General features: G+C 30.7%; 18 protein-coding genes and 1 tRNA gene. 11 read left to right on the top strand and 8 right to left on the bottom strand.

The window, feature by feature from the left end; genetic code table 11:
• Positions 1-119: 119 nt before the first annotated feature.
• The 3 genes from ACXLDF_RS12885 (at position 120) to ACXLDF_RS12875 (ending at position 2,410) form a co-directional block, all read left to right on the top strand.
• Positions 120-1,190, top strand: coding sequence for a hypothetical protein (locus ACXLDF_RS12885; RefSeq protein ID WP_457558941.1), 1,071 nt, complete (start codon positions 120-122; stop codon positions 1,188-1,190).
• A 20-nt stretch (positions 1,191-1,210) separates the two neighbouring features.
• On the top strand, positions 1,211-1,738 hold the full coding sequence (locus ACXLDF_RS12880; RefSeq protein WP_457558940.1) for a hypothetical protein: 528 nt from the start codon (positions 1,211-1,213) through the stop codon (positions 1,736-1,738).
• 453 nt (positions 1,739-2,191) lie between these two features.
• Positions 2,192-2,410, top strand: coding sequence for a hypothetical protein (locus tag ACXLDF_RS12875; RefSeq protein WP_457558939.1), 219 nt, complete (start codon positions 2,192-2,194; stop codon positions 2,408-2,410).
• A gap of 85 nt (positions 2,411-2,495) precedes the next feature.
• Here the strand turns inward: ACXLDF_RS12875 and ACXLDF_RS12870 are convergent.
• Positions 2,496-2,590: transfer RNA gene (locus ACXLDF_RS12870), tRNA-Trp, on the bottom strand.
• 861 nt (positions 2,591-3,451) lie between these two features.
• Here ACXLDF_RS12870 and ACXLDF_RS12865 point away from each other — a divergent pair.
• Entirely contained in the window at positions 3,452-3,859 is a 408-nt protein-coding gene (locus ACXLDF_RS12865) for a hypothetical protein (RefSeq protein ID WP_457558938.1), read from the top strand.
• A 414-nt stretch (positions 3,860-4,273) separates the two neighbouring features.
• Here the strand turns inward: ACXLDF_RS12865 and ACXLDF_RS12860 are convergent, their stop codons facing one another.
• Positions 4,274-4,483: a hypothetical protein gene (locus ACXLDF_RS12860; protein WP_457558937.1), complete on the bottom strand. Its 210-nt coding sequence runs from the start codon at positions 4,481-4,483 to the stop codon at positions 4,274-4,276.
• Positions 4,484-4,713: 230 nt separating this feature from the next.
• Here ACXLDF_RS12860 and ACXLDF_RS12855 point away from each other — a divergent pair, with 230 nt between their 5' ends.
• The 3 genes from ACXLDF_RS12855 (at position 4,714) to ACXLDF_RS12845 (ending at position 7,799) form a co-directional block, all read left to right on the top strand.
• Positions 4,714-5,748, top strand: coding sequence for a hypothetical protein (locus ACXLDF_RS12855; protein ID WP_457558936.1), 1,035 nt, complete (start codon positions 4,714-4,716; stop codon positions 5,746-5,748).
• Positions 5,749-5,818: 70 nt separating this feature from the next.
• A complete protein-coding gene (locus tag ACXLDF_RS12850; protein ID WP_457558935.1) occupies positions 5,819-6,079 on the top strand; it encodes an NAD(P)H-dependent oxidoreductase subunit E in 261 nt (86 codons plus the stop codon).
• Positions 6,080-6,134: 55 nt separating this feature from the next.
• Positions 6,135-7,799 carry a 4Fe-4S dicluster domain-containing protein gene (locus ACXLDF_RS12845; RefSeq protein WP_457558934.1) on the top strand — a complete coding sequence of 555 codons (1,665 nt, stop codon included), beginning with the start codon at positions 6,135-6,137 and terminating at the stop codon, positions 7,797-7,799.
• Between the two features lie 68 nt (positions 7,800-7,867).
• On the opposite strand, the gene ACXLDF_RS12840 is transcribed toward ACXLDF_RS12845, so the two are convergent.
• The 4 genes from ACXLDF_RS12840 to ACXLDF_RS12825 form a co-directional block, all read right to left on the bottom strand.
• On the bottom strand, positions 7,868-10,606 hold the full coding sequence (locus ACXLDF_RS12840) for an ATP-binding protein (protein WP_457558933.1): 2,739 nt from the start codon (positions 10,604-10,606) through the stop codon (positions 7,868-7,870).
• Positions 10,607-11,211: 605 nt separating this feature from the next.
• Entirely contained in the window at positions 11,212-12,522 is a 1,311-nt protein-coding gene (gene tuf, locus ACXLDF_RS12835) for a translation elongation factor EF-1 subunit alpha (RefSeq protein ID WP_457558972.1), read from the bottom strand.
• A 513-nt stretch (positions 12,523-13,035) separates the two neighbouring features.
• Complete coding sequence (locus tag ACXLDF_RS12830; protein WP_457558932.1) at positions 13,036-14,040, bottom strand: hypothetical protein; 1,005 nt, start codon at positions 14,038-14,040, stop codon at positions 13,036-13,038.
• A gap of 104 nt (positions 14,041-14,144) precedes the next feature.
• Positions 14,145-14,426 carry a hypothetical protein gene (locus ACXLDF_RS12825; RefSeq protein ID WP_457558931.1) on the bottom strand — a complete coding sequence of 94 codons (282 nt, stop codon included), beginning with the start codon at positions 14,424-14,426 and terminating at the stop codon, positions 14,145-14,147.
• A 130-nt stretch (positions 14,427-14,556) separates the two neighbouring features.
• On the opposite strand from ACXLDF_RS12825, the gene ACXLDF_RS12820 reads away from it, so the two are divergent.
• On the top strand, positions 14,557-15,189 hold the full coding sequence (locus ACXLDF_RS12820; protein WP_457558930.1) for a hypothetical protein: 633 nt from the start codon (positions 14,557-14,559) through the stop codon (positions 15,187-15,189).
• 537 nt (positions 15,190-15,726) lie between these two features.
• Here ACXLDF_RS12820 and ACXLDF_RS12815 read toward each other — a convergent pair.
• Positions 15,727-16,434: a hypothetical protein gene (locus ACXLDF_RS12815; protein ID WP_457558929.1), complete on the bottom strand. Its 708-nt coding sequence runs from the start codon at positions 16,432-16,434 to the stop codon at positions 15,727-15,729.
• 353 nt (positions 16,435-16,787) lie between these two features.
• Here ACXLDF_RS12815 and ACXLDF_RS12810 point away from each other — a divergent pair, with 353 nt between their 5' ends.
• From ACXLDF_RS12810 to ACXLDF_RS12800, 3 genes are all read left to right on the top strand, one after another.
• Positions 16,788-18,761, top strand: a complete 1,974-nt coding sequence (locus tag ACXLDF_RS12810) for a tetratricopeptide repeat protein (RefSeq protein WP_457558928.1) — start codon at positions 16,788-16,790, stop codon at positions 18,759-18,761.
• A gap of 511 nt (positions 18,762-19,272) precedes the next feature.
• The gene (locus ACXLDF_RS12805; protein ID WP_457558927.1) at positions 19,273-21,246 is read left to right on the top strand and encodes a tetratricopeptide repeat protein; all 1,974 of its coding nucleotides are present in this window, start codon (positions 19,273-19,275) and stop codon (positions 21,244-21,246) included.
• 115 nt (positions 21,247-21,361) lie between these two features.
• Positions 21,362-21,976, top strand: coding sequence for a hypothetical protein (locus ACXLDF_RS12800; protein WP_457558926.1), 615 nt, complete (start codon positions 21,362-21,364; stop codon positions 21,974-21,976).
• An 86-nt stretch (positions 21,977-22,062) separates the two neighbouring features.
• Here the strand turns inward: ACXLDF_RS12800 and ACXLDF_RS12795 are convergent, their stop codons facing one another.
• Positions 22,063-22,572, bottom strand: coding sequence for a hypothetical protein (locus ACXLDF_RS12795; RefSeq protein WP_457558925.1), 510 nt, complete (start codon positions 22,570-22,572; stop codon positions 22,063-22,065).
• Positions 22,573-22,576: the final 4 nt, after the last annotated feature.

Below are 22,576 nucleotides of genomic sequence, written 5' to 3'. Positions count from 1 at the left end.
TGCAAGAATTGTACCATTCAACGAGAAATTAATGAGTGATAAAGATGCTCATATTTGATTTGATTAGCACCATTTAAATTCAAATGGAGATTTAAAAAGTTTGTCTCGAAGATAATATTATGCCCAAATACAAGCACAAAAAAAGTATTTTTTTCATATTACAGCTTTTTATTTTTAGTTCTTTAGCATGGTTGTTTTACTGGGATTCTTTTCATCATTTGTTAACACAACCAATATTATTTGCAATATTGACCATTTATCTTTCAATCAACATTCTATCTGGATGGAGTCTTACAAAAAGACGAAATTGCATTCCAATTCTGCAAGACCCATTACCAGAAGCATGGGCATTATCTGTATCAAATCGCATTCATAAACAAAAAGCACTTCAACTGCTGTATTTTGATATCAAAATGCAAAATTGGGCAGGATTTATTCAACATAGTCGAGATTTGCAAATTAAGGATGCAGTCCAAGATTTTGCAGAATTAATGACTCATCCAACCAAACGCTATTCTCGAATGCTTACATCAAAATTTGAACTCCGAATTAATGGTTATGAAGGGAAAGCAGCCGAGATTGTTGATCGAAACACAAAACAAATTTACTCTTTGGAAGAAAATAACAAAAAAAACAATAATCAGAATTTTTCTACTGTTTTAGAACAATTACAGGAAGATTACTTGGAATACTACTCGATATATATGATCGATCCTCTTAAAAGCTTAAATGAATTTGCAAATTTACTCTTCAATCATGAATATGCTTTGATATTTGGTAAAGCTGTGAAATTTGCAGAGATTTTTGACAGAGAATATTTTAAATGTATAGTAGGAGAGCGAAAATTTTACATTAAATTGAAAACTACTGATCAAAGTAAATTTGAGCTAGTGCGCCATCGCAAGAAGTTCAAAATGCAGTTAATTTTAACACAAGGGGAATCGGTGCAGAAAATTAATTGGACCACTAATCTGTGTGGAGAACTTGTAAGTTTAAACCAAAAATCTTCCATTCGAAAAAAAGAAATAAATGCAGGAGAAACTGATGAAAGCAGTAAAAAATTGTCACAAGCCGAAATCACTGAGAAATCCCTCAAGATTCCACCTAAGTCTTCTAAAAAGAATAACAATCGGAAGAAAAGAGTGAAATTCGGTGTGATATCTCGAAATGATGCATTACTGCAGAAATAGACTTTCTTATTGAGAACAAAATGCAAGTTGATGCTGTAAATTCAAAAAGACAAACAGATGCAAGAAATTCATACATAAACTATAAGATCGGCAATTCTTATTATTATCAGCCTGTGAATATGCTTCCCGACCCCGAAATAATCATCGGTGCCAAAAAAATAAGTAATATTGTGAGTTTCATACAGTTTGGTATGGCTCTAATTTCTGTTTTAGATTCAAAGTTAGAAAAATTAGTGGTTCAATCCCTATTAGCTGTGTTAACAGGGGATAACACTTTTGATTTTAATAAAATTGGGACTGAAGGCTCTTATAGTTCGCCTTATTCTCTGATTTTGCCGCAGTTTTTGATGAAACTTTGGAATCCGGTCACGAATGAATATTTCAAAACGGAAAAAACTGAGCAAATTGAAGGTTATCTAATGGATTTTCTGGTGATGGAAAACATGGCTTGGTTGCATAATTCTCCAGAGCAAGGGGATTCTTGGCGATTTCCAGGCATTTACGGGATCGGTGTACACGGTGTTGATGCAATAGATGCTAACTATTAGGAGAATAAACGTTCCAAAATTTGGATCTCCTTCAAAAATGGGCTGTCTATTATCAACATTTTTCCTAGTAGCACTGAAAAAAAAGCATTTGATAAAAATTTAAGAAAATTCAATTTAATTAAAAATAAAAAGGAAACCAAAGGAATTCCCGAAATGTTGGTCCGAATATTGATAGACGATGCCCGCAGTTTCTTCTTTCTGCGAAATCAACCTGAAATGAAAGGTTTAAGCATAAAAGAATCGATCACAAAAATGGCCAAATAGCTGAGGGCTGAAAAATTAGCAGGACATGAAAGAACAAATTTTTTAGGAATAGAATATCACATTAAAAGATATAAAGATAATAAACCTGCCAATATTGCCAGCCAAACTCGAATAAAAAACATAATTGATGCGTTCGGAGTAATGTTCGATGAAGAAGGAGTTCCAATGGTAGACGAAAACGGCGAAATAATGTTTAACAGCCTCCTCGACCAATGGTATGAAAACATCGAAAACTCCATGCAGAATTTCGCCGATCCCAGTAAATTCAGGATGATTTGCGAATGCATCAATACTATTCTTAACCTTAACGGCAATTTTCAGAAATATTATGAAAGTTTCAATCCCGACGCACTAAAAACGTGGAATGATTATATGGAACAAGTAAGGGCTCTGGTGCTTGAGAATTGAATCGCTGGCAATTAACAGTGATAAAAAGCGCTAAGTTTTTTAGTATTTTTTTTTATATTTTAAGAGTAAAAAAATCGAAAAAAAGTGGGATGCATGCGAGTTGAACGCATGATCAAAGGGTCTGGAGCCCTTCATCTAAGCCAGTTTTTAAGAAACTTCTAGCCACTAGACGAGCATCCCTGGTATATAAAAATAAGTTCAGATATTTTCTTAATATTAAAAATCAAGATGGCATTAAATTAAAGTTTTTTGAGTTTCATACATTTATTTACTTGAAATAAGCGGAATATATTTATTTGTTAGTTCTGAGATTAATTTATGGCCGAAATCATTATGCGAAGCACGGTCACTTGTCCCCACTGTGGAGCAAATGAAACTTTTGCACTTTCAGAATCTGTTTGAATTCAACAAATCCTGTGTAAAAGTTGTGGGAAATTAATTAAAGGACATATGAATCATCATGGATGACCTTGAATCTATTGTACTTTTGGAGATGTTCCTTGAATCGCAATTCAGCGTCAAGCGTTGGATAAATAAATGTTCTTGAAAAATTGGTTGAATTCAATTTAAAAAACAGTCTATTGGTGTAAATAAGTCCATGTTATAGAAATAATGTCATTCATAAAAAGATCTTGATTTACATCAATGAAAACACTTCATAAATCTTGACAAAATCAAGGAGAAGTGTTAGAGGAAATGCCCATTTCAAATGTAAATCAGATTATTAGTATTACAATATAAAAATGATTAATTTTTCATTCTTTCCATTTTCTTGCATTTTTTAATATTATTTAATAAGAATTGTTCTCTTTAGTTCAGAATGAAGGAAAGGATAAACTAATATACACTAAAATAATGAGTGAGAAGTATTTTTTTCCAATCGACTTTTTTTTTGGTGAACTGAATATTAAAATAATTCCCCAATTTCCATGATTTCGTGTGAAAAGGTAGAAAATGTTATATGTTCCCGTTCTTCATGCGAAATTTTAGATATAGTTGGGCTTATTTTTAAATAAACAGAAGTTCTTTATTGAGTAATATATGATTAAAGGAATACAGATTTCTGACTCTAGCGGAATTCCGTTTTATACAAAATTTGGATCTGATCTGGGTAAATTTGAAGGGACAATTCTATCTGGATTAATTTCTGCGATAGGAAATATGAGTCATCTATTATTTAATAAAGATGTTGCTTCAATTTCATTCGGGTCGCACGGAAACTTGAATAACATAATAATTTTATCAAAAGAACTCCTGCAGGTAAAAAAGAAAATTTATTTTGTCTTCTTTGCTGATGATAATGAAAACATTAGCGAATTACGTAAAATAGCAACCACCCTTTTTATTCAGACAAAAGAATTATTAATGCAGAGAACATCTGAAGTTCGTTATGTTTCAAATCGAATTGATAAAGTTTTAGGAACACAATTCGCCCAAATTGCCCTGTAAATGCTAATTTCCAATCAATCCTAAATTTATCCTTAATAATCTTCAAAAATAATCGGAAAAAAAACTGATTCGCACTACTAAAAAAAAATCCAAAAATAATCACCAAAATAATACCCTCCATATATCCAAAATAAGGAATTAACAAAAAACAAACAAAAAGCGATAAAAAGCAAATTTTCTTCAACCAACAAACAAAACCCTTTTTTTCCACTTTTATTTTTATTCTTTTTTATTTTTTCTTTATTTTTTCAACTACCATAGGATTTAATTTTGATAATGAAATTTTCTTTTACTTCTTCGAATTTTAAATTATGTAAATCTGTAAAAAATTGATACTACATCCTAAACTTATTCGCAAATGAAAGTGTAGATTAGTTTATATTAATATCTGAATAAAAGGTAATCAGATCTTTCCTAATTCCATAGAACACCGATTTTTAATAAGATCGAGCGAGTAAAAGCGTAAGATTTTGCAATAAATTCTTCTTTCGCTTTATTATCTAATGCATTTTTAATTTGAAGGTAAAGTTCTTTTTTCGATTGAACATTTTGGCTTTGTTTATTGGATCTTATGGATTTTGGGATTTGTTCAATCCGATTTAATTTATCTGAAATTATATTCATAACTCTCAAGAGAAAACTCTAAAAACGAGTATAAAGTGACAGTTATGATCGAGATGATATACAGATCATCTTGTGTATATTAGTGCGAATAAGTTTATACTCGCACAAATATTTAGGTGCTTGGTGTGAATTAATTCTTTGGACTATTTAGCTTTTTTACCTACTTGTATTTCAATTAAAAAAGTGGATAATCAAAATATTGTAAAATATGATACGAGGTAAAAGAAATAATGAATGAACAAAACATTCACAATGGAAATAGAATTCCTTTTGAATCTAAACCACCAAATATCTCTTCTAGTGGGAATAATCACAAAGTTCACCGAAGTAAGGCTGATTTATTTGCAGTAATTATAATTATCATTATATCAGGAAGTGGATTTATAGCTGGTTATTTTCAAAATCAATACGGAGAAGAAGTAAAATATTATAATGATTTAGCGACGAAAGCTGAACAAAACTCGGATCAAATGTATGATTTGATGCAATACTGGATAGAACATGATAGAGCGCTTTATGATAGTGCATCTAGGGCATTTGAGGAAGTATATGTTAATTCACTCGAATGGCTCGATCTGCTTAATCCTGCATTAAATATTAGCAGTGAACAAATGTATATAATAAATACAACTCATCTTATTCCTATTCAGACGGCTCTATTTCGAGCGATAGGATACTTGAATGATTCTTTAGTTCATGATCTTTATATGAGTTTTACCTTTCTTGAACCTGAAGAAGATTATTATCTCGCTTCTGAAATTGTGGAAGGATATGAATTTGTTATTCCATACTCTGATTGGTTAAGCAAAAATTTATATTCTATTGAGCCAATGGAACAATTTTTAAACACAACTTTGGTTGATTGTGGATTTCCTCCTGAAACAAATATGTTACAGAGAATTTTGAGTGATGCCCCAGAATATGTTTTTCGTTTTGAAATAGGCAAGCTCCATGACTTGTTATTTGATATATTCTTAAATGAACGTGAAAAAGCATTTCTATATCGAGATCAATCTATTCTTGCAAAGGATTTATTAAATAAAGTTTCCTTGGGTGTTTCTGTAACCACAGTAGCAATTGTATTATCAACAGCCATGTCAAATCGAATCGAACAAAAGAAATATTTTGCCACTGTGGATCGACTTAGGGCAGATATTTATCATAATGAAGAGTTAATTTCAAGCAAATCGGATAGAATTGCGATTCCTGTCTTGATATTAGCAGTGGGAATTTCATTAGCAGGCTTAATCCTCGTATTTCTATAAAACAATTATCTATCTATGATTATGATATTACAAATCTTTTTTTATTTCTGCTTCTTTTTTAATGTAATCTATGGCGAAAATTTCGTTAAAAATTTGCTGTGGAATGAATTGTCTGACACACGGAGGACAAGAACTTCTTGACTTAGTGGAAGGTTCTCCTACTTACACAGCAAATGTTGAATTAGCATGTGTTGAATGTTTAAATACATGTGGAGATTGCGGCTACAATTCACCAGTTGTGGAATTAAATGGCAAGATCTACTCAAATATAACTGCTGAAAAACTAATGGAGCTGCTTGATCAATTGATCCAATCTAATATAATTAAATAATTGATTCAAAATCAAACATAATGCTTAAATTTAACCATATAGGAGCTGCTTTCTTATGCCTTTACCGTCTTTGGATATTTTTGAAAAAATGCGGGGATTATATACCCCTGTAATAAATATTAGGCGTCACGTTCTCTCTGAAGTTGGAAGAATGGTTGTTGAAGGAAGACCTCCACATTACATTGAGGAAATTCCTTACCGAGTAATTCCTAAATCAACACCAACTTATCGCGAGTCTGTTTTTAAAGAAAGGGCAATTGTTAGAGAGCGGGTACGATTGGCGTTTGGAATGGATTTAAAAGAATACGGGGCGCATGGACCAATTCATGATGATGAAGTTGTTGAATGCATGAAACCCATCAAAATCCTTAAGCGTCCCATTGTTAATGTGATCAAAATAGGCTGCGAACGCTGTCCGGAAGAATCCTACTGGGTAACAAATCTCTGCCGCGGTTGTATTGCTCATCCTTGCGTAACAGTATGTCCTAAAAATGCAGTTTCAATTCAAAATGGTCGTTCAGTTATTAATCAAGATTTGTGTATTCGGTGTGGGAGATGTGCACAGGTATGTCCATATAATGCTATTGCCTATCGCGAACGACCTTGTGCTGTTGCTTGTGGTGTCAATGCTATTGGTTCTGATGAAGAAGGCTATGCAGAAATCAATTATGAGAAATGTGTTTCATGCGGTCTTTGCATTGTTTCATGTCCATTTGGAGCAATTGCAGAAAAATCAGAAATTGCTCAGATTATTTCATCTTTAAAAGCTGGAAAAAGAGTTTATGCTGAAATTGCACCTGCTTTCGTCAATCAGTTTGGACCGTTAGTTACTCCTCCTAAAATTGTAGGTTCTTTAAAAAAGATGGGATTTATAGATGTAGTTGAAGTGGCTGCGGGTGCAGATAGGGTTATTTTACAAGAAGCGCATGAATTAGTAGAACTTATAAAGAGGCATGAATCATCTGGAGCAGAAACAAGCAATAAACTCCATCAGAATCTACCGGTTAATGTAGATTGGAATTTAAATAAAGATTCGAAAAAAATAATGAATTCACCAATAGATAATACTGTAAACAAGACTTTTGTCGGAACAAGCTGTTGCACTTCTTGGACATTGGCAGCAGAAAAGAATTTTCCTGAAATCACCGCTGCAAATATCAGTGAATCATTTGCACCAATGGTAGAAGCAGCTAAAATAATCAAAGAAAAAGACCATGAAGCCGTTGTAGTCTTTATCGGCCCTTGTATAGCAAAAAAAGAAGAGTGTTTTATTCCAAAAGTTGCTGAAGTTGTCGATTTTGTTATGACTTTTGAAGAATTGGCTGCAGTTTTTCAAGCCTTTCAGATAGATCCTACCAAAGTTTCTCCAGATAATGATCTTCAAGATGCATCTACTCTTGGTCGCGGATTTCCAGTAGCTGGAGGAGTAGCACAAGCAGTTATTAAACAAGCAAAAAAGATGCTTGAAGCAGATATTAACATTCCTCATGTATCAGTTGATACACTAAAAGAATGCATGGCTATATTAAAAAAAATAAAGCAGAATCGTCTTAATCCTGCTCCACTTTTAGTAGAAGGTATGGCATGTCCTTATGGCTGTATAGGGGGGCCTGGAACGTTAGCACCCCTAAATCGTGCAAAACGCGCAGCCCAGAAATACGCAAAGAAGGCAATACATGAATTTCCATCCGATTTTTCTTCATATAAGTCTGATAATTGATGGAAAAAATTTTTGGGAAAGTAAATTAAAAGTAAAATTTTAAAAAATTTGAATTTAGTCAATACTATTTATCTACTTTCAGACTTTTTGGAACTGGCGGGATTTTGATTGCTTTTTGTGGATTTTATTGCATTATGAATCGTTTTTCGTAACTCTGTCATGGTAAATGGCTTTTGAAGAACTTCATTAAATCCATATTCTAAATATCGACTAAGAATTCTTTCATTTGAGTATCCACTTGCGACTATTGCAATAATATTTGGATCAATCTCTCTAAGGTGTGGTAGAGTTTCTCTACCTCCCATTCCTCCTGGAATTGTTAAATCCAAAATTACTAATTGAAATGGCTTTTTTTCTATCCATGCTTCTTGAAAAAGTTTAATTGCTTCGTGACCATCATTGGCAATACTAATTGTACAACCCCATTTTGTCAATATTTTACTCAATGTGGTTCTAATGGCTAAATCATCTTCTAAAATTAGGATGTTAAAGGTACAAAAATCTTCAGTTTCATTTTCAAAAATAGAATTCAGTGAAATTGAAGTGCTACATGGTAAATAGAAATAGAAAACACTACCTTTTCCTACTTCAGAAGTAAATCCAATGTGACCATTATGTTTTTGGATAATAGAATAGCATGTTGCTAATCCTAATCCATTTCCTCTTGGTTTTAGAGTGAAATATGGAGTAAATATTTCTTCATAATATTGAGGATTAATACCACATCCTTCATCAATTACTTCGCATTTTAAATAATCTCCTGCAGGAAGAGGTTTTTTTGATTTTTCATTTATTATCTCTTTATATGCCTTTATCGTAATATTTCCTCCAGATGGCATCGCTTGTTGGGCATTAATTAAAAAATTATTCAAAACTTGTGAAATTTGGCTTTCATCAATTTTAACTAAAGGAAGAGGTGATTGCAACTCAATTATTGCTTGACAATTGCTTCCATGCATTGTAAAATCTACTACTTCTTGGATTAATTTTTCCATATCTGTAAATTTTATTACTGGATCGCCACCCTTTGAAAATGTTAGCAGTTGGTTTGTTATTCCACGTGCTCTGATGACTGATTTCTCAAGCATTGCTAATGTTTCTTTTAAAAATGGGGTCAAATCTTCTTCCATCTGCAGTAAGTTGATGTTTCCAAGTAGGCCCATTAAAATATTATTAAAATCATGAGCGATACCACCTGCGATGATTGCAAGAGATTCGAGTTTTTGCTGGCGAAGGCGATTTTCTTCTTCAAGTTTTTGTTCTGATATGTTTTTAAAAATAATAAAAGAGGTGTTTTCATTCACCATAATTAAATGAATGGATATTTCAAGCTTTTCACCCTTTTTTGTTTCCATTATAATGGTTTTTTGACCTTTTTTGACTTTATTTTCTTTAATTTCACTTGAAAGTATATTTTTCCAATATTTTTTAGTTTTTTCTCGAAAATCCTCATCTGAAATACTTAAATGAAACCAATCATCAGTTGTGCTGATTTCTGTTTTGTCATATCCAAATAATTGTTGAAATGCTTGATTGATATAAACCACTTTATTTGGTAATACCACAGATGCTATAGGAAAAGGTAATAAATCAGCAAGAGCCCGGAATTCCATAATTTGCTCTTGGATATAACTAATCATGGAATTAAAATTCTTTCGAAGTTGATGTAATTCTCTTCCACCTGATGAAACAGCGATTGGTTTGTAAATTCCTTTCTGAATAGCATTTGTTTGTTCGATAAAAGAATTTATTGAACGTGATATTGATTTTGCTGAAATTAAAAAAAGAAAGGTGAGTAGAAGTAAAGATAATACGCTAATTCCAATTGTTATAAGCAATATTCTTTGAATTTCATTTTGAATTTCTGAATAGGGTATTTGAATATATAAGGACCAATTAACATTTGATGCAGATATTATTTTACCAAATACTAAAAAAAAAGAATTACTTTGATTATTATAATAATTCCCAACAAAATGATTTTGAGAATTTTGGTAAGAGAAATTTAATATATTGTAGTCAATTAATGTTTTTAAGCTTTGAGAACCTGTTTCATTAGTAAATTGTGAAAATGTCATTCCAATATATTTATTATTATCAGTTGCAATAATACGTTGAGTGTGATCGATATTTTCGATAACAAATGCAGATCGACTGGAATTTACGCCAATTTGCGAAATATATGAACTAATCTGACTTAATGCAATGTCTGTACCCACAATTCCTATTATCTCTCCTGATTCATTCCAAATAGGACACAATAAAGAAATCATCCATATTTGCATAAAATCTTGATCGAAATATGCTTTTGTGATAGAAAATTCTCCTCTTTCTAATGGAAGATCATACCAACTTTGATTGGTGTTTTGATACACACTTTTTGGATAAATTTGCGTGGTAATTACAGAATTATTGTGAAATGTAACTGTCAAATTACCAATTGTTTTGTATGCAACATAGATATTATGAATCTCAGGATTAATTTCTAATATTTTTGGAAACCAATCTGGAAACATACTTTCATTTCCATTAATTATTAAAGGATTTAATGCTAAATTTTTAGAAATTTTCCCAACACGATTCAACAGTTCATCAATTGATTTCACATAATTATCCAATACTTCGTTGATTTCTTGTTCTTTTCCTTGCCATGTTAAATCTTGGACTCTATTAATATAGAAAATTTGAGTCAATAGAGTTGTAACCAGAATTGGTAATAATCCAAAAATAACAAAACGTTCCATCAATGGCAATCTAGAAAAAATACTATGAAAAGATGAACGTTGACGCTTGTGTCTTTTTATCATTTAAATCACAAATTTCTAAAATTTTAATGTCGGTGAAAATGATTCGTTTATTGGCATTTTTTTCAACAAATCACCAATATAAATTAATAGATATCTGCCTAAATAATTATCATTCGTAAAGAATTAAAAAAATTGAAGATTTTTTCTTGATTTGATTGTGTATCTATTTATCGCATTTTTGTTTGAATTCTTGATTTTTAATGCAATAATTTTGATAAATCATATATTTCCATTATGTGTTTTTTGTCATTGCCAATGTGCCTTAAAATTATTTATATAAATATAAATACATATTTATTAATTTATCTCCTGTTTCTATGAATTAATTAGATAAATATTGGAGTAATTTGGAGTAAATCAAGAAAAAAAATACTATAAAATAACGTCAAATTAAATAATCAAGATTCTATGGAATTTTTGGATAAATTTGTATTTAATACGATATTTTTTTTCTTGTCTTTATAAACAAAAAATATGAAGAGTCCTTTTTTTTAACATATTCTTCATTTTTGTAGTTAAATTAACACAAAATAACGAATTTCTTCAGGACTTATTCGCATATAAAAATAAGAATAAAAAAAAGTATTAAGTACATTATTAAAGAATTATGCACCTTTTTCAATATTTAAAACTACACCGACAGATACGGTTCTACCCATATCTCGTACTGCAATCCGACCAATTTCAGGGAAATCTTTGTATTTTTCAAGTGGGAATTTCTTGATTGGTTGGAGTTTAACAATAGCAGCATCGCCTTTCTTGATAAATTGAGGATTATCTTCTAAAACTTGTCCGGTTTTTCCGTCAAGCTTTTTGGAAAGTTCCACAAATTTACAAGCAATTTGGGCAGTGTGAGAGTGAATAACAGGAGTATATCCTAAAGCTAATGCTGTTGGATGCCAAATAACAATAATTTGAGCAGTCATAGTGTCTTTTGGAGTAACTACTGTACATGGTGATTTTGCATCAGCAACCACACAACCTCGATAAACATCTTTCATGGTAATACCACGAATGTTGAATCCAACATTATCACCAGGCTGTGCTGATTGTAAAGCTTCGTGGTGCATTTCAATTGATCGTAATTCTCCTTTAAAGTTAGTTGGGGCTACTTCAACTTGCATTCCAACTTTCATCATTCCAGTTTCGATTCGACCTACAGGTACAACTCCTGCACCTTTAATTTTGTAGACATCTTGAACAGGTAAGCGTAAGGGTTTGCTGATTGGTTTTTCTGGAACAGGTAATTGATCTAATGCTTCTACTAAAGTTGGACCTTTCCACCATTTCATATTTTCAGAACGTTCTGCTAAGTTATCTCCAACAAAAGCAGATACTGGTAAGAAGGTGACATCTTTTTCGGTGTTGTAGCCGACTACTTTTAATAAATTCTCGATTTCACCTTTTACTTCATTATAGCGCTCTTCAGAGTAATTTACAGAAGCATCATCCATTTTATTAATGGCTAATATAATTTTCTTTACACCAAGAGTTTTGGCTAAGAATGCGTGTTCACGACCTTGACCGTTGTCAGAAATTGCTGCTGCAAATTCACTGGTTTTTGCAGAGAAAACTAAAATGGCTGCATCGGCTTGGCTGGCTCCAGTAATCATATTTTTAACGAAATCAGCGTGTCCAGGTGCGTCAATAATAGTAAAGTATTTGGTTTTCGTCTCAAATTTGCGGAAAGCCAAATCAATGGTAATTCCACGCTTTCGTTCCTCGGCTAATCGATCCATGAAATAAGCAAATTTCCAAGATTCTCGATCTAAGTCTTTTGCCATCTTTTCCATTTCACGGGCTTCACGGTCTGAAACAGCACCTGTTTTTATTAATAAATGGCCCATAAGCGTTGATTTTCCGTTATCGATATGACCAATGATAACTAGGTTCATATGTTCTTTTTCTTTTGGCATAATAATCATTCTATTAATATTTTATAACTTCGAGGGGAATATGGCGAAATCCTTAACAAAAACGCCTTTATCCTGATGGAAACTATTTCCTCGACAGTATGATATCAAATGAATCATAATATTAAAGAATTTGTATCACAATATTGACAGGGTGGTTTAGAAGATGGATAGTGTTTTTACAAGGTAATAGAAAACAAAATAGTGGTAAGTGGCTAAATTTAGGGAATATTGGATGTAAGCATTGTATGGTTAAATTGTAATTGAAAATTCTCGATAGGTTCATTCTTCAACATTCTCAATAGTGCGAATAAGTTTACTTATTATTTAATGAAATGTATCAATAAGCGGGCTTCAAGTCTATTTTTAGTGATATTTTTCAAAGGTTGCGACTGCTATGAAATTAATAGAAGAGATCAGAGATATAAATTAGTATTTTTATTTAATTTATTTTTATTTTCTAATATATTAATTAAAAAATGTAAAATTTCAACAAGTTCTTGAATTATCTTGGCTTTAGATGAGAAAATACGGGGAATTTGGTAATGTTTTCTTGAATTTTAGCAATATTTCAGATATTAATGGGTCTGAATAAGGAAGTTTATGTTGAAGCAGTCGTAATATGCGGGGTGTTGCACATTTCACTAAGCATTTGTGATGAAATGCGGTAAAACCATTTGGGAATTTATCTTCGGGCAATTTGGGATGCGGAGAGTTTTTTGTTTCAATGTAAGCGAGCGCTAAATCAGGAAGGGTTGGGCTTGCCAAAGGCATTTTAGCTTTATATGCTATAGACTCCCAAACTGCGTAGGGTTTTCTTTCGTATTTTTTTATCTCTGAATCGAAACACCAATGAATATATGAACGGACTATCATGTCTGGATGATCCATTGGAATACCTCGAGCCCAGAGTTTTAAAAATTTAACTCGATCGAATTCGATATTACTTATTAATTGATAAATTTCGATTTTTCGGCTCCTGAAAGGAATTCCTTGGCGATCATACGGGGGTATGAGAAAATTTGGATCGTTCATACGTATACAATATAAAAGTAACCAATAATTATTTATCGGGAATCCTTTTTTATCACGAGGTACATATTCAGCTGGTGGTAATGGTATATTAAATGATGTTCCTGAGTTATCTGATCGATATTGGCGCAGATCTATACCTGTTTCTTCATAAAATTTCATTAAAATATGATAATAATTAGCCACACTCGAATACAGCATTATTGATTCATCCCCAAAACCTCCTGAATATTCTGGCAGAGGGCAACTCGGTTCGAATAAGCGACGATAAAAAAAAACCCGCCAAAACGGATCAACAGGAATTCGATCTTCGTCCAATTCTAAGTCATATGGAAGAGGAAAGCGATAGAGATATCCGAATGGATATTCTGGCACACCCATATCAGGGTCCCAAGGAGGTCTTAGGCGTAGTTTTCGTAGTATTCTCCGTAATTCTTTTTCTTCATAGAAATCATCACTAAAATCGATTGTTATTCTACTATCTTCCATTTGTTTTCACTTTTTTTTCAAATATTTTATTATTGTATAATAAAAAAATTTTTCGTAGAAATGTCAAAAATATGAGATTAATGCGAATAAGTTTATGTTTCAATTTAGCTTGACCACATCATAATTTTGTAATAACGATTGAATTCAGAAGAAGGTACTTGACCCGTTTTTAGTGCTTCAATGATTTGTTCACGATCTTTCCACCAACTTTCTAATTCTGAATTCTCTTCAATGAACTCAGACTTGTAATTTTCGTTAGAGTAATTAATTCTGTATCGTTGCAAAATATCTAAGGCTAAGATTTGATTTATCCCGCATTGCGCCCGAAAAGACCGAACATTCCCTGTAAATACCTCCGTCTGCCAATTAAGCACAAGTACAATCATATTATTTGCCAGTGCTAATAAGTTTGAAGAGTGAAACGTGTGTGAAATCAATGTATGTGAAAGAAATCTAAATGGTCTCGTTTATAAATTATATAAAAAATTTTTAAGCGTACCATTTTTGTTCACTATTATGATTATTAGAAGTCAAGATGCTAGAAATAATAAGTCTTTTAAGATTTTTATAGCACTTTTTATGTCTCCATTTGTTGGTGTAGGAATTTATTTAATTCTTCTGGCTTTTAATAAAATTCCTAACATAGAGATGGATTATACTGCAAGAATCCCGATAGCCTTTTTTGCTGTCTTGTGGAATAGTTTTATTTTTATATTTATTTCAGCAATATTTCGAAAGAAAAGACCACCAATGGATTATAATCCTGAATTAAGTAACAATGATAATCCAATGGATAATTCTTCATTAGATTATCAAGAAAATGCTTGGAGTGAAGATGATAATTATGATAACACTGACAAATATAATCAAATGGATGATTATGATAGCATGTATCGAAATGATTCACAATATGTCCCAGAGAATCAAGTAAGGCCATTTATAAGAAGAAATTCTAGGGAACGAGTAATTGTTACTATATTTCTCTTACCTTTCATTGCAGTTGGAATTTTTCTTATCTCTATCGTATTCAATGCCATTCCTTCAATGGGGGGATTGGATTTATTTGGAAGAATATTTATTGGATTATTTGCGATTGCATGGAATAGTTTTGTTTGGTTTTTTCTTATATCAATATATCGAAAAAATTAAAAGATTTAAACAATCTGATTCCATTTTTGTTTAATTATTCTTTTTTTTTCATGACCTTTCACATTAATCTTCACCATCTAAATGAGTGATATTATGTCAGAGTGCTAGATGAGGGAGAAAGATTATCGTGAAACTTCATGTTTTTTTGCGAATTTTCTTCATTTATTGCCTTTTCACTCTCAAAAATCAGTTATGCGTATTAATCTAATCATAGATTTTATAGAAGATTAAAAAAATAAAATGAAATAGATGGCTATAAAAACGAAATAAATGGCTATAAAAACGAAATAGAAGGCTATAAAAATGAAATAGAAGGCTATAAAAACGAAATAAATGGCTAAAAAACGAAATAGATGGCTATAAAAACGAAATAGAAGGCTATAAAAATGAAATAGATGGCTAAAAAACGAAATAAATGGCTATAAAAACGAGATAGAAAGAAATAAAAAAAGATAAATATCAAAAATTGGATTAAAAATCATAAATTCTATAAGAATATTGATCTTTACTGCGAAAAGTTCTTTATTTTATTTATGTTTAATCAAATAGTTCATTTTCTACATTTTCATGCTTTGCATAGGTAATATATTCATCATGCCATGTCCTGAAAATTCTTTCTTCATTTTCCAGCTGTTGTAATAGTTGTCGAATTATAGCTTTATCGATAGGAGTAAACAAATCAACAATTTCATCGTATGATGTTTGTCCTAAGCGGTGAATTATATTATATAGAAGTTCTTTAATAACATTTAATTGAGGTTTTTGAATTGATTTTATTTGAAATTGAATTTCAGGTGAGAAATATGCATGCATTGCTTGACGAATGAGACTGGAGCGCGTATAGAAATTTTGATTAGCAAATGCATCCCATTCGGCCAATTCTCCTGAATCAACTCGAAATGTAAAAGGAATTAATGTTAGATTTTTATCTGAATTTTTATTTAAGTTTTTATTTAAGTTTTTACTTAAGTTTTTGTTCGAATTATTATCTTTTTTTTTATTCTTTTCTGTATTTTTTTCTTTTTTTTTATTTAAAATCGATTTTTTTTTTTTTAATTGAGTCTCAATTGATGAAATAAAACTTGAAATAGTGGAATCATGACTATATATGGAATATGGATTGAGAAATAACGAAATTGCATGAGTGATAATTTGTCCGATAGGTCGATTTTGAGTTCGGGCGAATGTTTCCCATAAAAATTTTTCATCTGGAGTAATTCTTATTCCAATAACACGGGATGGCACATTATTAATAATATTACATTCAAATAAAATTTGGTAACCTTAAAAATCAAATGAAAAGTAAAATAATATATAATGAGGAACTTTTTACACTAACAAAATGAAAAAAAATAACCAAAAACTAATCTACACTATAAATTATCAACATTAATTACCAGAAATGGCGAGATGTAACCAAAAATCGCGTGGAATTATTTAAAATAATCCCTATTTTGAAATAAAACGATTTAAAATAAATTTTTTGTTTAAAGATTTTTAATTTAGAATGAACTATCCATCATGAACAAATTACAAAAATGCCATAATTTTATTACATTTAAAGGATAAATATTATTAAAGGAAGGGAGCCGAACAAGATGTGGGAATACTATGACATAGATAAAATCCGACAATTGTTAAGTTTTGGGCGTTATAATGAGGCTCTCCAAAATATCATTTTATATAAGAGAAAAAAAGAACTGACTGCTCGAGAAAGTATTGAAGTAGAATTACTTCATATAGAAATTCTTTTAAAAGCAGGATTTTTACAGGATATTAGTCCAAAATTGGAACAGCTGAGAAAAAGCAGTAAAATTGATTCGTTTCCTGATTTAAAAATAGAATGGTTAATTTTAGAAGCACAATTTCAGCAACAAATCGGTTATTTGCAGAAAGCAGATAAAGCGTTAAATGAAGCCCATGATATAACTATTATTCACTTAAATCAAGCAAAAAATTCTCAAATTTATCAGAAATTTATACAGAAAATTCTTTTTCTTGAAGGTATTCAACATTGGTATGAAGGAAATATAAATGAAGCTGCTCAAAAATTAGAAGAAGTACTAAGCTTAATTCCTCATGAAAAAGGATCAGATCAATATATTCAAGTTCTTACAAATTATGGTATGATTTTGTGCGAAAAGGGAGATTATAAAGGCGGTATTGAAAACTTAAAACTTGCATTAGAATTGGAGCGTAATCTGGGAGATGATGTCACTCTTGCCAATATATTAGGGCATTTGGGAAGAATATCACACCTACAAGGACATCTGGATGAAGCACTAAACTATTTGCAGGAATCAATCTTTATTTGGGAAAATTTAGGTGATTTTTCTCAAATTCGTTTTAATTTAGTAAATATAGGAATAATTTATCGGCAAAAAGGGGATTATCATCAAGCTTTGAACTATATTAGGCGCAGTTTGGCCATTGCAGAAAGAATTGGCAATCCTAATGAATTATCTCGATTTTTGCTCGAATTGTTGCGAATATATTTAGAAATGGATGCAGTTGAAAATGCAGAGATTACATTAGCAAGACTCTATAATTTACAATTAATTACAGCAAATAAGAAAATTGAGTTGAGATATAGATTAGCTAATGCTTTGATTTTAAAATATAAAGGTCGAGCAAAAGATTTATTTCAAGCACAAAATCTATTTTCATCTATTGTCAAAGAACCTATCGTTGAAGAAGAAATTTCCCAAATTGCTTTATTAAATTTATGTGAACTTTTTCTGGTAGAGTTGCGATTAAGAGATGATCACACAATTTACCAAGAATTAGATGATGTTATTGAAAAATTACTACTCCAAGCGAAAGATCAACACTCACATTTACTGTATGCAGAAACTTATTTGTTAAAAGCAAAACTTGCATTGCTAAAGTTAAATGTTTCAGAAGCTCGCAATTTTTTAAGTCAAGCTCAAATTTATGCAGAAAATAGTGGTTTATTAAGAATCGCAATGAAAATTAGTGAAGAACACGATAAACTTATTGCACAACAGCAAATTTGGAATTCTTATCAAATAAATGAAGTCCCACTTCAAAAACGAGTTGAGTTAGCAGAAATTGATAATTATTTGCAGACAATAGTTCATCAAAAAGGGATCGATCTCCCTCAAATGACAAACGATATTCCAGTTGCTTTTATTTTACTAAATGATCATGGAAAAGTGCTATTTTTTAGGTCTTTTACTTCATATTGGGAATTCGATAGAGAGATGTTAGCAGGATTTTTATCTGCATTTGATACAATGAGTGGGGAAGTTTTTTCTCAGACTTTGGAACGTGCAAAATTTGGAGATTTTAATGTAATCATAAATAAAATTACCCCATTTATGTTAGGTTATGTTTATCAAGGGCCTTCATTTTATGCTCAAAAGAAGATCCACCAAATTTCCCAAGAATTTATCGAACATAAAGATATTTTAATTGGTTTTTTTGAAGATAACCAAGATATCGTGCCAAGTACAGCTTCACATATAAGATTTGTAGATAGTCTTTGTGATAATATTCTGTTATCGGAATATTCTTCTATTTCGAAATCTACTTCTTTTGTTGAAAATTAAAATTTAAATCTATATAGGAGTATCTTGCACCTTTGTATAGATTGGTAACTTAAATTCTAATAATATTCACTAATTCTCTTGCAAAAATTTATCTGCACTATTTTATCCATTGCTTTTACTACATTTAAATGAGTGGATATGTTCAATAATCTGAGATCTGGTAATTATCTCATATTTATATCTATGTCGTAGGATACTTAACATATTTTAATATCTTTTTGTAAAATTTTGGTACAACAGAATAGAAATGAATGCAAATGATGGAGTTGGGAGCAATTTCAGCCAGTGCGAATAAGTTTTCAGAAATTAGTCCATTTTTTAAATATTGCTAGAATCTTATAAAATTACTCTAATTTTTATTTAATGATGCATTGATGTGCAAGTTAGACTGTCTCATAAAATTAGTTATCGTATGATTAGAAATACATAAATTGATTATAATTATAAACAAAAAAGTTGGTTTGAAATACTTTTTTGTATCGTTTTTATCAATTCATTTAAGGTAATGTTCATGTCAAATCTTCCGAAAATTTTTCCAGAAAAAGCAAAAGATAAGATAGAAAGACTTTTGACTGAAATGGATGAACTTCTTAATAAAGGGCAATTTCCTAAAGCACAAGAATTGATGAAAGAAATTGAAATTGTTCCCATTCTTTCAATGAAAAATAAGTTAAGAATTATACTCTCAAAAATCAAATTATTAAGATTTACTGAAGATTTTGAAGAAGGGATAAGAATTGCTAATGAAGCTTATTCATCTTCTATTGAATTAGGGGAATTTTATTTAAGTCTTAAAATTGGAATTGAACTTGCAAATATATTAGATAGAATGGGTGATTTCCAATCAAGTATGGATCTTTTAGAAGATCTTGAAATCTTAAATCAATCTCATTTTCAATCAAATCAATGTATTTTTCAGCAATTTCTTAGTGATATTCTTTTAGTTAGAACAACTATTTTGTGGCATATTGGAGATTTAAAACAAGCTTTATATTCAATATTAAAATCTATTGAAATTCGCAAAAAATTCTCATCTGATTTAGAAATAGCAAATGCAATTGCATTAGGTGGGATGATTTATTGTGAGATGGGAGATATCATAAATGGAATAAATTTTTTAAAGGAATCATTAGTTCTTCAACAAGAATTACATAATATACATTATTTAGGAATTTTGTATAACAATCTTGGATGGGTGTTTCGACTTCAAGGTGATCTGATTAAAGCCAAACATTATTTAGAAGAAAGCATTAAGATTAGAAAAGATCTTGGGGCAGATATTAATTTCCGAATTGAATTTGCTAATCTTGGTGTTATTTTACATCAAATGGGTAAATTTCAAGAAGCTGAGCGAAATCTTCAACAAGCTCTACTATTAGGAAAAAAAGTAGGAAATCCTGTTGAAATTGCAATATTTTTATATTACATTATTCATTTAATGCTGGATCAAAATAGAATCAGTGATGTCAAAAAATTTATTGATGAATTACAAATTTTAAGCGAAAAAACAGGAAATGAAAAAATTCATCAACGATTTTTGCTCTGTTATGCTTTATATCTAAAGAAAAATCCACGAATTAAAAATGTATATCGAGCCCAGAATATTTTCCGTGAAATTGCACATGATGCAATAGTAAAACATGAATTAACTGTTGAAGCTCTAATTAATCTTTGCGATTTATTAATTTTTGAATTAAAAATCTCTAATGATCCAGAAATTTTAGATGAAATTAACAGTAGCATATCAAATCTTCTCTCTATTGCTAAAGAAATTCGTTCCTATTATTTATGGGCTGAAATTAACTTCCTTAAAGCAAAATTGGCATTAATGAATTTTGATATCGTTAAAGCCAGGAAAATGTTCAGCCAAGCTCAAATGTTGGCCCAAGAACAAGGTTTAAGCCAGCTTGCAATTAAAATTTCCAATGAACATGATTATTTATTAGAACAAGAACAAATATGGGAACAATTCAAAAGTCACCCTCCGAAATATGATCAAAGACTTGAACTGGCTAGATTACATGAAAATTTGGAGAGAATAAAAAGACAAGGAATTATTGAAAATTCGCCTGTGCTGCCTGAAGAACCAATTATGATTGTTATTATGAATGAAAACGGACCAACGTTGTTCTCCCATTCATTCGGTCGAGAATTAAAGTTTAATGAGCAACTGTTTGGTGGGATTTTAGCAGCTTTTGAATCTTTTAGTACTGAAATTTTTAATGGAATGCTGGAACGGGCGAAATTTGGAGAATATAAAATCCTTTTAAAGACAATCTCTCCTTTTTTAATATGTTATATATATAAAGGTCAATCTTACTTTGCACAGCAAAATTTTATTCAACTGCTTGAATTAATTCAAAAAAGCAAACATATATGGAATCTTCTAATTGAAGCAATTGAAAATGGAAATTTGGTCTCAACTCATCGAATTCCCCAACTTGTCGAAGAAATCGAAAAAATATTTAATGGAATAATGAATTGAAAAAACAATTTTGATTTTTTCTTGGTCATTATTAATTGTTAATGTCTTGCTCTCTTAAAAAGACATAAAAAAAATAAAAGGTATATTCATATTCAACTTACGAAGTGATTTCAACATGCGATTTTTCTGCCCTCAACTTATGGATAATCCTCAAGAAACAGATAAAGAAACATTTTTAGCGCTTATGCTGAAAAAACGACCAGAATATGCAGTTCTTTGGGATGTAACTGGAGATGATGTAATCGAATTTAATCGTCGCGTTTGGGTTACACAATATGTAGTTATACAAGGCCAGACTGTATACTATTCTCAAGCTCGGCATTATGCCACTCGAGCTAAAGCTTTATTCAGTATTGAAAAAATTGTTTATGTTGAATCTGATGAAGAGTGGAGAGAATATCTTCCTGCTGGCGAAAAATTCAAGAAAATTCGTTTTTATGCTCCTGGAGTAGTAGGTGAACCCTCTGAAATTGCTTTAGAAGATTTTATTAATAAAATGCTTAAGATAAGACCACCATTTGCTGTAATTTGGGATGTTTCATTGAAAGAGGTTGAATACATATCATCAAGAGTTTATGTTACCAGCTATATGCCTGTAATTAATGATACTATTTATTATTCATATGGTAAGCATTTTGTCTATCTCGCTCAGAGAAAATTTAATATACCAAACAGGAAAAAAATATCAATTCAGCAACCATCATTTCTAGACGAGCCAATCAGCACATAAAATTAATAAAGATAATCGAAAAATTCGATTAAAAAATATGCTCAAGTAAACTAATCTACACTATATTTAAATGATAATAACTTCTGTTATCTTAGGTCTTTTTCTTTCAAAACACCTATTTTTTTTAAGTATTCTGTGATTATATGGCAGATTTCTTCATCAAACGATTCATAAATTGCTTGATTGCTTTTTTTTTGTTCAAGTGGGATTTTAAATTTTTTATAAAATAAATCCAAGCCTTTAATTGCCTCTTCTTCTAGATAATTTTTAACCATGTTGGGTCGAAAAAACGTAGTTAATATTAATTCATTTCGTTGAATTATACTAAGTTCAATATTCAACCCCCCAATAAAGATTCTGTTGATTTGCCCCACATTTTCTTCACCAAATAAAGCCAAAGCTGCAATGAACTGAGAAATTAAATCTACACGAATTCCTGGATCGACTTGGAAATTGTACAACACATCACCGGATGATCGTGAGATAACAATGCCAAGAACATACTTTTTTAAAATTTCTTTAATAATTTTACATTGTTCTTTCGGAATATTTGTTTTATATCGATCAAAAATTAAGATAGGTGTTGATTTTTCCATTCTT

The sequence above is a fragment of the Candidatus Harpocratesius sp. genome (genome assembly GCF_054039255.1).
This window is presented reverse-complemented; position numbering and strand designations above follow the sequence as displayed.